Source organism: Desulfurivibrio nitratireducens (genome assembly GCF_044068515.1).
GTDB lineage: Bacteria > Desulfobacterota > Desulfobulbia > Desulfobulbales > Desulfurivibrionaceae > Desulfurivibrio.
The window spans coordinates 1-16,056 of sequence record NZ_JBIPKI010000027.1; the positions used below are offsets into that span (position 1 = coordinate 1).

Annotated in this window: 11 protein-coding genes; all 11 read left to right on the top strand. The window is 66.1% G+C overall.

All coding sequences use genetic code 11. The features are described 5' to 3' along the window. Positions 1–617 (top strand): futalosine hydrolase (gene mqnB / locus ACHHTY_RS07915; protein WP_395493568.1); only part of this gene is annotated, 617 nt, incomplete at its 5' end. 39 nt (positions 618–656) lie between these two features. After that, entirely contained in the window at positions 657–1,550 is an 894-nt protein-coding gene (locus tag ACHHTY_RS07920) for a 1,4-dihydroxy-6-naphthoate synthase (RefSeq protein ID WP_395493569.1), read from the top strand. A 339-nt stretch (positions 1,551–1,889) separates the two neighbouring features. Next, on the top strand, positions 1,890–3,590 hold the full coding sequence (ilvB, locus tag ACHHTY_RS07925) for a biosynthetic-type acetolactate synthase large subunit (protein WP_395493570.1): 1,701 nt from the start codon (positions 1,890–1,892) through the stop codon (positions 3,588–3,590). A gap of 163 nt (positions 3,591–3,753) precedes the next feature. Continuing rightward, positions 3,754–4,236: an acetolactate synthase small subunit gene (gene ilvN / locus ACHHTY_RS07930; protein WP_395493571.1), complete on the top strand. Its 483-nt coding sequence runs from the start codon at positions 3,754–3,756 to the stop codon at positions 4,234–4,236. Between the two features lie 7 nt (positions 4,237–4,243). Continuing rightward, the gene (locus tag ACHHTY_RS07935; protein WP_395493572.1) at positions 4,244–4,888 is read left to right on the top strand and encodes a phosphatidylserine decarboxylase family protein; all 645 of its coding nucleotides are present in this window, start codon (positions 4,244–4,246) and stop codon (positions 4,886–4,888) included. Positions 4,889–4,965: 77 nt separating this feature from the next. Further along, entirely contained in the window at positions 4,966–7,488 is a 2,523-nt protein-coding gene (locus tag ACHHTY_RS07940; protein WP_395493573.1) for an ABC transporter substrate-binding protein, read from the top strand. Beyond that, entirely contained in the window at positions 7,485–8,606 is a 1,122-nt protein-coding gene (locus ACHHTY_RS07945; RefSeq protein WP_395493574.1) for an ABC transporter permease, read from the top strand. Before ACHHTY_RS07940 ends, ACHHTY_RS07945 begins: the two co-directional genes overlap by 4 nt. Further along, complete coding sequence (locus tag ACHHTY_RS07950; RefSeq protein ID WP_395493575.1) at positions 8,603–9,934, top strand: ABC transporter permease; 1,332 nt, start codon at positions 8,603–8,605, stop codon at positions 9,932–9,934. The genes ACHHTY_RS07945 and ACHHTY_RS07950 overlap by 4 nt, the downstream gene beginning before the upstream one ends. After that, positions 9,934–10,908: an ABC transporter ATP-binding protein gene (locus ACHHTY_RS07955; protein WP_395493576.1), complete on the top strand. Its 975-nt coding sequence runs from the start codon at positions 9,934–9,936 to the stop codon at positions 10,906–10,908. Before ACHHTY_RS07950 ends, ACHHTY_RS07955 begins: the two co-directional genes overlap by 1 nt. Next, positions 10,905–11,915 carry an ABC transporter ATP-binding protein gene (locus ACHHTY_RS07960; RefSeq protein WP_395493577.1) on the top strand — a complete coding sequence of 337 codons (1,011 nt, stop codon included), beginning with the start codon at positions 10,905–10,907 and terminating at the stop codon, positions 11,913–11,915. Before ACHHTY_RS07955 ends, ACHHTY_RS07960 begins: the two co-directional genes overlap by 4 nt. An 81-nt stretch (positions 11,916–11,996) precedes the next feature. After that, entirely contained in the window at positions 11,997–16,019 is a 4,023-nt protein-coding gene (hrpA, locus tag ACHHTY_RS07965; protein ID WP_395493578.1) for an ATP-dependent RNA helicase HrpA, read from the top strand. Positions 16,020–16,056 lie beyond the last annotated feature (37 nt).

Consider the following 16,056-nt stretch of genomic DNA (forward strand, 5'->3'; position numbering starts at 1 on the left):
TGACGGCCGCCGCCGCCGCCCTGGCCGCCTGCCTGGCCCCTCGGCCGGAAGCTTATGCCGCGGTGATAATGGCCGGGGTGGCCGGCGCCTATCCGCCGCTCACCGCCTCGGCCCCCGGCGGTTCCGCCGCCGCATCTGCTGAGCCTCCCCACCCCGGCCTGCTGGATATCTGCCTGGCTCAGCGGGAAGTTCAGGGGGATTTCGGAGTTGCCGCCGGGCATGGAGCCGAGCCCTTCGGCCGGCCCGAGCTGGATGCCGGCCGTGAATTCTCCCTCGATAGCCCCCTTTTGCAGGAAGCGGTCAAGATTTTGCGCCGCTTGCGGATCCCCTTTCATTGCGGCACCTTTGTCACCGTCAATGCCGCCAGCGCCACCCTGGAGCGGGGCCGGGCCCTGGCCCGGCGGCATCATGGCCTTTGCGAAAACATGGAGGGCGCCGCCGCCGCCCTGGTCTGCCGCAATTTCCAGCGGCCTTTGCTGGAGCTCCGCTGCGTCAGCAATATGGTCGAGGATCGCGATCCCGGGCGCTGGCGCCTGGCCGAGGCGATCCGGGCCAACACGGACGTTCTGGGCCGGCTGCTGCCGGAACTGGCCGCGGCCTGGCCAGGATCCGCCTGATCCGGCCCAGACCGCAAGCAAAATAGGGTGGCAACCTTAATGACCAGTCCGCTTTCCCTGGGTTTTTCCCCCTGTCCCAACGACACCTTTATCTTTCACGCCCTGGTCCACGGCCTGGTGGCCGAGGCCCCGGAATTCGCCCCGGTGCTGCTGGAGGATGTCGAGACCCTCAACCGCTGGGCCCTAAGCGCCAAACTGGACGTCAGCAAACTCTCCTTTCACGCCCTGGGCCATGTCCTCGATCATTACGTGCTGCTGCGGGCCGGGGCGGCCCTGGGCCGGGGCTGCGGCCCCCTGCTGGTGGCCCGATCCAAGCTTGATCCGGCCGAACTGGCCGGCCGGCGGGTGGCCATTCCCGGCCGCTACACCACCGCCGCCATGCTGCTGGGCCTCTTTGCCCCCGCCTGCCTGCGTGACCGCGCCGGGGCGGGGGAGGCCGCCGCAACCGGCAACCTGCAAGTGATGCGCTTTGACCGGATTATGCCGGCCCTGGTTCGGGGTGAAATCGACGCCGGGGTGATCATCCACGAAAGCCGTTTCACCTACCGCGACCACGGCCTGGTGCTGCTGGCCGACTTGGGGACCTGGTGGGAGGAAATCAGCGGTTTGCCCATTCCCCTGGGGGGAATCGTGGCCCGCCGCTCCCTGGGAGGGGCGAAACTGGCGGCCATCGAGGCGGCAATCCGGGCCAGCCTGGAGCGGGCCCGGGAAAACCCGGCCGGGGCCATGGCCTATATCCGTCGCCATGCCGGAGAGTTGGATGAAGGAGTGCTGCGGGCCCATATCGAACTTTACGTCAACCGCTTTTCCCTTGATCTCGGCGAGGAAGGCGAGCGGGCGGTGACCGAGTTTCTCAGCCGCGGCCGGGCTGCCGGAATCCTGCCGGCGGCCGGGGCAGAACAAGCCGTGCTGACGGCCGCCGCCGGGGCATAGCCTGCCGGCCCGGCGGCAATATTCGTCTTGAAAAGGGGCGGGCGGCGCGAAGCTGCTTGACAAGCGTTGCCCAACTACTATATTAAGATTTTTTGACCCAAAACGACAATCTCGCAAAAGCCCGCCCCAAGGGTTGGTCGGTAATGCGCAAACAAGTAGTTGCAAAACGTGCCCGGTCGTCGGCGCGGTTTTTTGCGACGTCGACAAAGATGACAACTTCACAAAAACCCGCCCAAAGTATTGGTCGGTAATGCGCAAACAAGTAGTTGCAAAACGTGCCCGGTCGTCGGCGCGGTTTTTTGCGACGTCGACACAATAACCAAACGCAGGAAAGAAGAAATGAAAATGAAAGGAGCGCAGGCATTTGTCAAGTGCCTGGAGGAACAAGGGGTTGAGGTTATCTTCGGCTTTCCCGGCGGTGCGGTCATCGATCTTTACGACGAACTGCTGCAGGCCAAAAAGCTGACCCACGTTCTGGTCCGCCACGAGCAGGCCGCGGTGCATGCCGCCGACGCCTACGGCCGGGTCAGAGGGGAAGTCGGGGTAGCCCTGGTTACTTCCGGCCCCGGCGCCACCAACACCGTCACCGGGATCGCCTCCGCCTATTGCGACTCCATTCCGATGGTGGTTTTCACCGGCCAGGTCCCCACCATGCTGATCGGCAACGATGCCTTCCAGGAAGTGGATATCGTCGGGATCACCCGCCCGGTCACCAAGCACAACTACCTGGTCAAGAAGCCCGAAGACCTGGTGCCCACCATCCGCGAAGCCTTTCACCTGGCCCGCAGCGGCCGGCCCGGCCCGGTCCTGGTTGACCTGCCCAAGGACGTGATCGCCGCGACCATCAATTATACCGATCCCCAGCCGATCAAGATGCGGACCTACAAGCCCACCTACGAGCCCCATCCCGGCCAGATCGAAAAGGCCTGCAAAACCCTGCTCAAGGCGCAGCGGCCGGTGCTTTATGCCGGCGGCGGGGTGATCAGCTCCAACGGCTCCGAGGCCTTGACCGAACTGGCCAAGAAGCTCGACATCCCGGTAACCATGACCCTGATGGGTCTGGGCGGCTTTCCCGGCACCGACTCCCTTTCCCTGGGAATGCTGGGCATGCACGGTACTTACTACGCCAACATGGCGGTGGCCAACTGCGATCTGCTGATCGCCGTCGGGGCCCGCTTCGACGACCGGGTCACCGGCCGGATCGACGCCTTTGCCCCCCACGCCAAGATCATCCATATCGATATCGACCCCAGTTCGATCAGCAAGAACGTCCGGGTCGACATCCCCATCGTGGCCGACTGCCGCCATGCCCTGACCGCCATGAACGTCTGGTTCGACAAGAGCCAGGGCTTCGACAAAAAGGCGGCCAAGGAGCAGCACAAGGCCTGGCATAAGCGGATCAAGGAGTGGAAGACCCGTCATCCCCTGGGCTACCTCGAGGAAGCCGGGGTGATCAAGCCCCAGTTCGTGGTCCAGAAGCTCCATGAATTGACCAAGGGCAATGCCATCATCACCACCGAGGTCGGCCAGAATCAGATGTGGGCGGCCCAGTTCTACCATTTCAACCACCCCCGCCACTTCATGACTTCCGGCGGCCTGGGGGTTATGGGTTACGGCTTTCCCGCCGCCATTGGCGCCCAGATGGCCGCCCCCAAGAAGACGGTTATCGACATCGCCGGCGACGGCTCCATCCAGATGAACATCCAGGAGCTGGCCACCGCCCGGCAGTACAACTGTCCGGTCAAGATCGCCATTCTCAACAACAACTACCTGGGCATGGTCCGCCAGTGGCAGGAGTTGTTTTACGACAAGCGCTACGCCCACACCACCCTGGACGTGGCCCCGGACTTTGTCAAGCTGGCCGAAGCATACGGCGCCGTGGGCCTGCGGGCCACCAAGCCCAGCGAAGTCGAACCGGTGATCAAGGAAGCCCTCAAGACCAAGAATACCGTGATCATGGACTTCGTTATTTCCCGCGAGGAAGGGGTTTTCCCCATGGTTCCGGCCGGGAAGGCCACCACCGAGATGTTGCTGGTCTAAAACGTCCAGCAGGCCCGCATCTTCGGGCAAGCAACCCGGCTTGCGCAGCGGCCTGCGCGGCACCGGGTTGCTTGCCCGAATCTGCAACCCTGCTGAACGTTTTGTTTCAGCCGAGGCATTAACCGAAGAAAATCATCAATTGACTTCTGAAACAGGAACCGCCATGAGACATACGATTTCCGTTCTGCTGCAAAACAAGCCCGGGGTGCTTTCCCGGGTCACCGGGCTCTTCAGCGGCCGCGGCTTCAATATCGACAGCCTTTCCGTGGCTGAAACCATGGAGAAGGATGTTTCCTGCCTGACCCTGGTGACCCACGGGGACGCGGCCATCATCGAGCAGATCACCAAGCAGCTCCACAAACTGATCGATGCCATCAAGGTTACCGACATGTCCGAGCACGATCATGTCGAGCGGGAAATGGCCCTGATCCGGGTCAAGGCCGAAGCCGAAACCAGGGCAGAGGTGTTGCGGGTGATCGATATCTTCCGGGGCAAGGTGGTCGATGTTTCTCCCAAGAGCTACGTGGTGGAACTCACCGGCTCTAAAACCAAGGTCCAGGCGATCATTGACATTTTGCGGCCCATCGGCATCCAGGAAATCGTCCGCACCGGGGTCATCGCCATCACCCGCGGCAAGAAGTCCTAAGCCAGACATGCTTAAAGCCCGGATTCCCGTGGCCCTGGAGGGCTACCCCTTTATTTTGCTGGCCGGATTCGCCACCCTGGTGGTGGCGATTCTCGGCCTCTTTCTTCCCGCCCTGCTGCTGCTGGCTCTCACCCTGTTCATCGTCTATTTTTTCCGCGATCCCGAGAGGGTCGCTCCCCGCGAAGAAGATGTCCTGGTGGCCCCGGCCGACGGCAAGGTGATCAGGGTGGAGCGGGTTTTTGACGAACGCTTCGTCAAAGAGCACGTTTACAAAGTCAGCATTTTCATGAACATCTTCAATGTTCACGTCAATCGGATCCCTTTCCCCGGCCGGGTGGAGCAGATTATCTACATGCCGGGCTCCTTCTATTCCGCCGACAGCGAACGGGGAGCCTTGAAGAACGAGGCCTGCGCCCTGGTCCTGGCTTCCGAGCGGGGCCACAGGATGGCGGTGGTCCAGGTGGCCGGGCTGGTGGCCCGCCGCATCGTCTGCTGGGCCGAGCCCGGCGACCAGTTGGCCCGGGGTCAGCGCTTCGGCCTGATCCGCTTCGGCTCCCGGGTCGATCTCTATCTGCCCCTTTCCACCCAACTGGAAGTCACCGAAGGCCGCAAGGTCAAGGCCGGTGAAACCGTGCTCGGCTATCTTTCGTAATCCCCCGGCAGTACCCGGATTGCGAAGCAGAAACCATAAGGTCGGCGGAGCCATCACCATGATCCCAAGCCGTTGATATGATGAGGAAGACCGGTTTCTATCTGCTCGTCCTCGGCCTGCTGGCCGGCGCGGCAATCCTGTTGTTGCCTCCGGCCCCGCAGGAACCGGCGGCGCTCCCGGAACCGTTCGACCAGGCCGAGCGGCGCGGCGCCCTGGTCGATGAAGTCGTCTTTACCCAGGAAGCCGACGCCGGCAAGATCGCCGCCCTGATCGAAACCGGCACCCACCACGTTTTCGCCCAGGGCGTTACCAGCGCCACCGTCTTCCGCCGCCTGCGCGATTCCGAACGGGCGGCCTACGACTTCTCCTACGGCACCGCCGGCGAGCTGGCCGTCAATCCGGCCGGGCCCCGGTTCCACAACGGCGAAATCAACCCCTTCCACCATCGCGAGCTGCGCGAAGCCCTCAACTGGCTGATCAACCGCCGCCATATCGCCGAGGAAATCTACGGCGGCCTGGCCGTGCCCCGCTGGCTGCCCCTTAACACTGCCTTCCCCGACTATGCCCGCCTGGCCGACGTGGCCCGGGCCCTGGAGTTGCGCTACGCCCATGATCCCGAGCGGGCCCGGGCGGTGATCCAGCGCGAGATGGAACGCCTCGGGGCCCGCCTCGAACAGGGCTCCTGGATGCTCGAAGGCAAGCCGGTGCGCCTGATCGTGCTGATCCGCACCGAGGACGAGCGCCGCCAGGTGGGCGATTACGTCGCCAACCTGCTGGAGGAAGTCGGCTTCCGGGTCGAACGCCGCTATCGCACCGCCGAGGAGGCCTCGCGGATCTGGATCGCCGGCGACCCTTACGCCGGCAACTGGCACCTCTACACCGGGGGCTGGATTTCCACCGTGATCAACCGCGACCTGGCCGGCAACCTCAGCGACTTTTACACCCCCCGGGGCCGGCCCGAGCCCCTGTGGCAGGTCTATGCCCCGGAGCCCGAACTGGACGAGATTGCCGAGCGTCTCCAGCGCCGGGATTACGCCAGTTGGGACGAGCGCCAGACCTTGATGGCCCGGGGCCTCGAGCTGGCTATGGAGGACTCGGTGCGGATCTGGCTGATCGATCAGCTCAACCTCTGGCCCCGCTCTCGCGACGTGCTGCTGGCGGTGGACCTGGCCGGCGGCACCTCGGGCTCGGTGCTCTGGCCCTACACCATCCGCTTCCGCGACCGGGTCGGCGGCCGGCTGGTCATCGCCACCCCGGGCCTGCTCACCGAGCCGTGGAACCCGGTGGCCGGCAGCAACTGGATCTTCGACACCATGATCATCCGCTCGCTCGGCGACAGTTCGCTGTTGCCCGACCCCTTCACCGGGCTCTACTGGCCCCAGCGGATCGAGGCGGCGGCGGTGACCGTCCAGGAAGGGGTGCCGGTGATCCGGACCCTCGACTGGCTGACCCTGGATACCGCCCCCGAGATTCCGGTGCCCGCCGACACCTGGATCGCCTGGGACGGCGCCGGCGGCCGCTTCGTCACCGCCGGCGAGCAGCACCCGGAGGGGATCACCGCCCGCACCCGCACCGTGGTGCGCTACGAGCCCGGCTACTTCCAGCGCCACTGGCATGACGGCTCTCCGGTATCCCCGGCCGACATCATCCTGCCCTGGATCCTCACCTTCGAGCGGGCCGATGAAAACAGCCCCCTCTACGACCGAAGCTACGCCCCCACCTTCGAGGTCTTCCGCCGCCACTTCCGGGGCTGGCGCCTGCTCAGCCTTGATCCCCTGACCATTGAAATTTACAGCGACCAGATCTACCCGGACGCCGAATGGATCGTGGCCGCCCGCACCCCCGGCTCATCACCCTGGCACACCCTGGCCCTGGGGATCATGGCCGAAAGCAACGGCGAGTTGGCCTTCTCCTCGGCCAAGGCGGATCAGTTGGAGGTCAACTGGCTCAGCCTGGTGGGCGGGCCCAGCCTGCGGGTGCTGGAACGTCACCTGCGGGAGGCCCAAGAGAGCGGGGCGGTGCCCTTCGCCGCGACCCTGCAAGGCTTTATGGCCGAAGGCGAGGTCGCCGCCCGCTACCAGGCCCTGACCGACTGGCACCGCCTGCGGGGCCATTTCTGGGTCGATGACGGTCCTTTCTATCTCCATTCGGTCCATCCGGTGGAACGCAGCGTGGTCATCCGCCGCTTCCCCGATTTTCCCGATCCGGCCAGCAAATGGCTGCGCTTCACCCGGCCGGAAATCCCCGAACTCGAGCTGGACGGACCCCTGGTGGTGAGCGCCGGCGAGGCGGCCGAATTCGAGCTGCAAATTACCCTGGGCGGCGAGCCCTATCCGGCCGAGGCCATCGAAGCGGTCCAGTATCTGCTCTTCGACGGGGTCGGTGAGCTGGTGCTGCGGGGAGCGGCCGCCCCGGCGGAACCCGGCCGCTGGCGGATCGCCCTCGACTCCGAGCAGCTCGCCCAGCTCGGCACCGGGGCCAACAGCCTGGAAGTGGCGGTGACCTCCCGCCGGGTCGCGCTGCCGACCTTTGCCTCCCAGGCCTTTGCCACCGTGCCGGCCCGGCCCGGCCCGCCAAACGGGGAGACCGATCGCCCATGAATCCCAGCCCGCAATCAGCAGCCCCGGTTCCCCGCCGCGCCTGGCTGGGGGACCTCAAGCGCTTCGCCGCCTTTGCCGGCCTGCGCCTGGTCGCCCTTTTCCTCACGGTCATGGTGGGGGTTTACCTGGCCATCCTGATCGCCAACATGGGCGGCCAGGTGGATGAACTGCGCCTGGTCCAGATCCGTTCGGCCGCGGCCGAGGCGGTCCGCGAGGACCCGGCCTTCCGCGACCTGATCCCGGAGGAGCGCAACGCCCTGATCCAGCAGCGGGTCCAGCTCGAGATCGAACGCCTGCGCCTGGATCAGCCCTTCATCATCCGCAGCTTCGATTATCTTTACCAGGCCATGCGCCTCAACCTCGGCCGGGCCGAGCACATGCACAGCGACAGCGGCGCCCGGGAAGTGCGGGCAATCATCGTCGAGCGCCTGCCGGCGACCCTGCTGCTCTTCGGCACCGCCAACCTGCTGGTCTTCGGGGTATCGATCTTCGCTGCCCTGCATCTCTCCCGCCGCTACGGCAGCGCCCTGGACCGGGCGGTGATCGGGCTGGCCCCCACCTCGGCGGCCCCGGCCTGGTTCTACGGCATCTTCCTGATCCTGATCTTCGCCTTCCTGGCCCCGATCCTGCCTTCCGGGGGCATGGTCTCTTCGCCGCCGCCGGAAGGGCGGCTGGCCTACGGGCTTGACGTCCTCCGCCACATGGCCCTGCCGCTGGCGGCGATGTTTCTCTCCGCGATCTTCATCTCGATTTATTCCTGGCGGACCTTTTTCCTGATCCACTCCAGCGAGGACTACGTCGAGATGGCCCGGGCCAAGGGCCTGCCTTCCCGGCTCATCGAGCGCCGCTATATCCTGCGGCCCACCCTGGCTCCGATCATCACCAGCTTCGCCCTGATGCTGATCGGCCTCTGGGGCGGGGCGATCATTCTCGAGCAGGTCTTCAACTGGCCGGGACTGGGCACCCTGATGTTCCGAGCCATCGGCCACCGCGATATGCCGGTGATCATCGCCTCGGTGGTGATCTTCGCCTACCTGCTGGCCCTGACCGTCTTCATCCTCGACATCCTCTACGCGATCCTTGACCCCCGGGTCCGGGTCACCGGAGGCCGGCGATGAGTACCTGGCGCCAAGCAGGGCGGCAACTGGGCCGCTACCCCTCGGCCCTGGTGGGTTTGGCGATCATCGCCTTTCTGGTGGGGATCGCGGTTTACGCCGTGATCGCCATTCCTTACAGCGAGGCCCTGGGCCTCTGGCGGGGGGGCGACCAGTGGCGCATGCACCCGGTCAACGCCCGCTCGGCCTGGGTTGACCGCCTCACCGGCGGCGGCCAGCCCCGGACCATGATCGTTTCCAGCGCCGCGGCCGTCATCGAGGAGGAACCCTTCGCCGGCGGCCGCCAAATGCGGATTCCCCTGGCCTTCGACTACGATTACGCCGGTTTTCCCAGCGAGATCAACCTCTTTTTCAGCGCCGCCTACCAGGAGCGCCAGCCCTTCGTCCGCCTCACCTGGCACACCCCGGACGGCGAGGAAGTTCCCCTGGGCGGGCGGCGGATCAGTCGCGAGGACCGGATTGCCATCTCCCAGGACCTGGCCCTGGAGCGCCGGCTGGGTGAGGTACCCCATATCGGTTTGCTGGCCGAACCCGGCGCCACCGTCCCCGAGCGGGCCCGGACCGGTTCCTATGAACTGACGGTCGAGGCGATCCTCTTCGAGGAAGCCGCCGAGCTGGCCGTCGACCTGGTCATCTACGGCCGGGTGCACGGGCCGGCGGGCACCGATCACCTGCGGCGCGACCTGATGGTGGCCCTGCTCTGGGGCACCCCGGTGGCCCTGGCCTTCGGCCTGATCGCGGCGGTGGGGACCACCCTTACCACCCTGGTGATCGCCGCCGCCGGGGTTTGGTTCGGGGGCTGGGTGGACGCCATCATCCAGCGCCTCACCGAGGTCAACATGATCCTGCCCCTGCTGCCGATTCTGGTCATGGTCGGCACCCTCTACTCGACCAGCATCTGGCTGATGCTGGGGGTGGTGGTGGCCCTGGGCATCTTCAGCGCCGGGATTAAGATGTACCGGGCCATGCTGCTGCCGGTGCGCTCCGCCCCCTACATCGAGGCGGCCCGGGCATACGGGGCCGGCGATCTGCGGATCATCACCCGCTACATGATCCCCCGGGTGCTGCCGGTGCTGATCCCGGCCTTCGTCACCCTGATTCCCACCTTCGTCTTCCTGGAGGCCTCGCTGGCGGTGCTGGGCCTGGGCGATCCGGTGTTGCCCACCTGGGGCAAGATCCTCAACGACGCCCAGACCATGAGCGCCCTCTACAACGGCTTCTATTACTGGGTGGTCGCCCCGGCGATTCTGCTGATGCTCACCGGCCTGGGCTTCGCCATGCTCGGCTTTGCCCTGGACCGCATTTTCAACCCGCGCTTGAGGGCGATGTGATGGCGGCCGGGAACCTGCTGCGGGTCGATGACTTCTGCCTCTTTTACCGCACCAGCGCCGGGATCGGCCGGGCGGTGGACGGGGTGAGCTTCGAGTTGGAGCGCCACCAGGCCATGGTGGTCCTGGGCGAGTCCGGCTGCGGCAAAAGTTCGCTGGGCCGGGGGCTGCTGCGCCTGTTGCCCCGCAACGTCGAAATCTGCTCCGGCCGGGTGTTCCTCGATGAGGCCGAGATCAGCGCCTACAACGACGAGCGCTTCCGCCGCGAGGTCCAATGGGTGCGAATTGCCATGGTCATGCAGGCGGCGATGAACGCCCTCAACCCGGTGGTGCGGGTCGGCGAGCAGGTGGCCGAGCCCCTGCTGGTCCATCGCGGCTGGTCGCGGGCCCGGGCCCTGGCGCGGGCGGCCGAGGTCTTCAGCCTGGTGGGGATTTCCGCCGATTTCCTCCGCCGCTACCCCTTCGAGCTTTCCGGGGGGATGCGGCAGCGGGCGGTGCTGGCCATGGCCCTGATCACCGAGCCGGACCTGGTGATCCTCGACGAGCCCACCTCGGCCCTGGATGTCCTCACCCAGGCCGGGATCATGAATGTGCTGAAGCGGATCAAGCGGGAACTGGGGACCAGCTTCATCCTCATCACCCACGACGTCGCCACCTCCAGCGAGATCGCCGACCGGGTGGCCCTGATGTACGCCGGCCAGATCGTCGAACTGGCCGGCGCGGCCGATTTCTTCCTCCGCCCGTTCCATCCCTATGCCAAGCTGCTGCTGGCGAGCATCCCCCGCCTGCACCAGGAAAAGCGGCCCGAGTTCATCACCGGTCAGCCCCCGAGCCTGCTCAGCCTGCCTGCCGGCTGCCGCTTCGCCCCCCGCTGTCCCTCCCGGTTCGGCCGCTGCGCCGAAAACCCCGGCCTGATGACCCTGCCGGGCGGGCGCCAGGTGCGCTGCTGGCTCTATGCCGAGGGAGCACAGCCATGACGCCCAAGTCCACCTGGACCACCGATTCCTGTCCCGATCCGCTGCTGAAGGTGCGGGATCTGCGCACCTGGTTCGAGCTCCGGCGCTGGGGCTTTTTGCCGGCCGGCTTCGTCCGGGCGGTGGACGAGGTGAGCTTCGAGCTGCGGCGCGGCGAAGCGGTGGCCTTCGTCGGCGAATCGGGCAGCGGCAAAAGCTCGCTGGCCCGCACCCTGCTGGGCCTCTACCGGCCCACCGGCGGCGAGGTGATCTTCGCCGGCAGGAACCTGCAAAGCCTGAACCGGGCCGAGCAGCTCCACTACCGGGCCCGGGTCGGCTATGTCCAGCAGGACCCTTACGGGGCCTTGCCCCCCTTCATGAGCGTGGGCCGGATCCTGGCCGAACCTTTGATCGTCCACGGGATCACCAGTCGGACCGAACGCCGGCGCCGCATCGGTGAGGCCCTGGAGGAAGTACGGCTGACCCCGGCCGAGGACTTTCTGCCCAAGTTTCCCCATATGCTCAGCGGCGGCCAGCAGCAGCGGGTGGTCATCGCCCGGGCCCTGATCCTGCGCCCGGCGATGATCATCGCCGACGAGCCGGTTTCGATGCTGGACGCCTCGGTCAGGGTCGAGATTCTCAACCTGCTCCACACCATCCGAACCAGCCATAACCTGACCCTGGCCTTTATCACCCACGACCTGGCCACGGTGCGCCACTTCGCCGAGCGGATCTTTGTCATGTACGCCGCCAAGATGGTCGAAAAGGCGGAAGTCAACGAGCTGGTGGACCAGCCCCAGCATCCCTACAGCCAGGCCCTGCTGGCGGCCATCGCCGAGCCCGACCCGGCCAACGCCGACCGGGTGCGGGCCGTTCCCGGCGGCGAGCCACCCAGCCTGATCTCCCCGCCGCCGGGCTGCCGCTTTCATCCCCGTTGCCCCCACGCGATTCCGGAGCTCTGCGACCGCGAGATGCCTCCCGAGTTCGAGCCCCGGCCCGGCCACTTCGCCGCCTGCTGGCTGCATCGCTGAGCCGAATATGGTAGTATCCTCGCTTTGCCGCCTGATCCTTCAACCGTAAGCCCACCCGGCCCGCAGGAGAGTTCCAGCCCCGTGTCCCCATCCTTTGCCGCCCCCACCGCCGCCCCGATTCTTACCTGCCCGCCGGAGCTGCCCATCGCCGCATTCGGCGAGGAGATCGTGGCCGCCATCAAGGCCTTCCCGGTGGTGATCATCGCCGGCGAGCCGGGCAGCGGCAAGACCACGCAGATCCCCAAGTTCTGCCTGCTGGCCGGGCGGGGAAAGCAGAAGAAGATCGGCTGCACCCAGCCCCGGCGGATCGCCGCCATCTCCATGGCCGCCCGCCTGCGGGAGGAACTGGGCCCGGCCGGGGAAGAGCTGGCGGGCTACCGGATCCGCTTCAGCGACCGCACCAGCCGCAGCACCAGAATCAAGTTCATGACCGACGGCATCCTCCTGGCCGAGGCCCAGCACGACCGGGAATTGCGGGACTACGATACCATCATCGTCGACGAGGCCCACGAGCGCAGCCTCAACATCGACTTTCTCCTCGGCATCCTCAAAAACCTGCTGGATCAGCGGCCGGACTTGAAGGTGATCATCACCTCGGCCACCATCGACACCGCCAAGTTCTCCCGCCATTTCGGGGATGCCCCGGTGATCCAGGTGGCCGGCCGGGCCCACCCGGTGGAGATCCGCTACCGGCCGCCGGAAGGCGAAGGGGAGGGGGCAGGGGAGGAGCCGAGCTACGTCGAGCAGGCGGTGGCGGCGGTGCGGGAGATCGAGGAACAGGAAGGCCCCGGCGACATCCTGGTCTTCATGCCCACCGAACGGGATATCCGCGAAGCCGCCGAAATCCTGGCCGGAAAATTGGGGTCAGACACCATTTTGGCTTTAGGCAAAATGGTGTCTGACCCCAATTTTCGGGCGGTGATCATGCCCCTCTATGGCCGGCTCTCGCCCACCGAGCAGCGGCGGATTTTTCAGCCGGTCAAGGGCCGCAAAATCGTGATCGCCACCAACGTGGCCGAAACCTCGATCACCGTGCCCGGCATCCGTTACGTGGTCGATACCGGCCTGGCCCGGATCGCCGCCTATAACCCCCGGGCCCGGACCTACAAATTGCCGGTGGTCCCCATCGCCCGCTCGGCCTGCGACCAGCGGGCCGGCCGCTGCGGCCGCGTCGGCCCCGGCATCTGCATTCGCCTCTACCCCGAGGAGGATTACCTCAACCGGCCCCTCTACACCCCGCCGGAAATCGTCCGCTCCAACCTGGCCGAGGTTATTCTGCGGATGACCGCCCTGCAACTGGGCGATCCCGCCGCCTTTCCCTTCGTCGATCCCCCCTCGGCCCGGGCCATCCGCGACGGTTACCAGTTGCTGGCCGAACTCGGGGCCCTGGAACCGACCGCCCCCGGTTCCACCGCCCCGGCCAGGCTTTCCCGCCAGGGCCGGCTGATGGCCCGTCTGCCCCTGGACCCCTGCATTTCCCGGATGATCCTGGAGGCTCGGGACCACAACGCCCTGCGCGAGGTCTGCATCATCGCCGCCGCCCTCAGCATCCAGGACCCCCGCGTCCGGCCGGCGGACAAGGAAAAGGAGGCCGACCAGGCCCACCAGCGCTTTGCTTCCGCCCAGTCCGATTTTCTCTTCTACCTCAAGCTCTGGGAAACCAGCCGGGCGGTGCTGGCGCAGACCGGCAGCCAGGGCAAGCTGCGCAAGTTCTGCGCCAGCCATTTTCTGTCCTATCAGCGGATGCGGGAATGGCAGGATATCCACGACCAGATCCTGCGGATTCTCGCCGACGAGCGCGGCTTCAGCTTCAACGAGGTGCCGGCCCAGGCCGCCGCCATCCACCAGGCACTGCTCAGCGGCAACTTGCGCAATATCGCCCTCAAGAAGGAGAAAAACCGCTACCAGGGGGGAGGGGGCCGGGAGGTCATGATCTTCCCCGGCTCGCTGCTCTATGCCGCCCAAAAACAGGAATTCGCCGGCGGAACTGAACCAACCAGGGAAACCAAAACTGCAACCACCCACCAGGGTCATGCCGGGGTAAGCGGTCGTGGGATGCCGCAGGTTGCGGCAAGCGGGGCGGCGCTGCGTGCTCCGGCCCGTAAGCCGGCCCGGTCGCCACAAGATGCGGTGCCCCGGGGCCGCTTACCGCAATGGATCATGGCGGCGGAACTGGTTGAAACCACCAAGCTTTACGCCCGTACGGTGGCGGCCATCGAGCCGGAATGGATCGAACCCCTGGCCCGGCCCCTGATGCGCTACAGCTACAGCGATCCCCACTGGGAAAAGAGGCGCGGCCAGGTGGTGGCCACCGAACGGGGCACCCTCTTCGGCCTGCCGGTGGTGACCGGCCGCAAGATCCCCTATGCCCGGGTCGACCGCGAGGATGCCCGCCGCCTCTTTATCCAGAGCGCCCTGGTGGAGGGCGAGTTGCGGGGCGGCTATCCATTCCTCGACCACAACCGGGAAGCTATCGCCCGCCTCCAGGACCTGGAGGAGCGCAGCCGCCGTCGCGACCTGCTGGTGGGCTACGAGGAGATTTACCAGTTCTACGACCGCCAACTGCCCGCCGAGGTCTTCGACCAGGCCGGCCTCAACCGCCTGCTCAAAACCAAACGGGGCGACGACTTTCTCCGCCTGCGCGAGCAAGACCTGATCAGCCGGGAGCCCGAGCCCGATCTGGCCGAAAAATTCCCGGCCGCCCTCCAGGTCGGTGAACTCAGCCTGGCCCTGAGCTACCATTTCGAGCCCGGGTCCGAGGACGACGGCCTCAGCATAATGATCCCGGTGGCCCTGGCCCCCCACCTGCGGCCGGAATTTTTCGAATGGCTGGTGCCGGGCATGCTGGAGGAAAAGATTTTCTTCCTGCTCAAGAACCTGCCCAAGAGCCTGCGCCGCCACCTGGTGCCGATTCCCCAGACCGCCGCCGACCTTGCCCGGGCTCTCAAGCCCGGCAACGTCTCCCTTTACCAGAGCTTAAGCCGGGCGATTTACGAGATGTTCAGCCAGCGGATCCCCGGTTCGGCCTGGGCGATCGCGGATCTGCCCCTGCACCTGCGCTGCCGGTTCTGCCTGGTGGACGAGCAGGGCAAAATCGTGGCGGCGGGCCGCGACCTGGGCGCCCTGGTCAGCCGGGGCGAAAGCCGCCGGGCCGAACTGCCCGAGGCGGCGGTAAATGCCCTGCGGCAGCAATGGGAACGGGAAAAAATCAGCGCCGAGCAATTGCCGAACATCCCCGAGCGCTTGCCGGTGTCGGGGGCCGACGGCCAACTGACCGGTTATCTCTTTCCGGGCCTGGAGGAAAGCGGCGAGCAGGTCAACCTGCGGCTCTTCACCGACCAGGAAGCGGCCCGGGCCGCCACCCGCCAGGGGCTGCTGCGCCTCTACCGCCGGGAGTTCAGCGCCGGGCTTAAAATGCTGCGCAAGGAACTGGTCTTCCCCCGCCAGCATTGGCGCCTGGCCCAGGGCTTGACCGGCCTCGATGAACTCAACCGGCAAATGGTCGAATTTGTTCTGCGGGAAATTTTCGCTACCGATGAAGACCGAATTCCCAGCCCGGAGGAGTTCCAAACCACCGTCGAACGGGTCCGCGCCCAGGGCCTGTTTGCCGAAGCCCGCCGGCTTTACGCCCTGATCCTCGAAGTCCTCAACGAACGCTGGGAAGTACTGAACACCCTGAACCGCCTGCACCCAACTACCCAGCCGGCAGGGCAGGGTAGTGCCGCCGCTTCCGGGCTGGCGGCGGAACTGCAACGCCAACTGACCGCCCTGGTCCCCCCCGATTTCCTCGCCCGCCATGATGCAGCCGGCCTGGCCCGGTTGCCTCGCTATCTCAAGGCCTTGCGGATCAGAAGCGAACGCGCCCACGCCGTCCCGGCCAAGGACGCCGCCAAGGCCGCCCAACTGGCCCCCTTCCAGGACCGCCTGGCCCAATACCCCCAGCCCGCCCAACTCTCTCCCAACAAAAAAGCCCTGCTGGCCGAATACCGCTTGATGCTGGAAGAATATAAGGTCAGCCTCTTTGCCCAGGAACTGAAAACCCGGTTCCCCGTCTCCCCCCAGCGCCTGGAAGAAAAATGGCGGGAAGTGGAAGAGGCGGTTTGATCCTCCGGGAGCATGAGGAAGAGTTCAGCACCGCCCG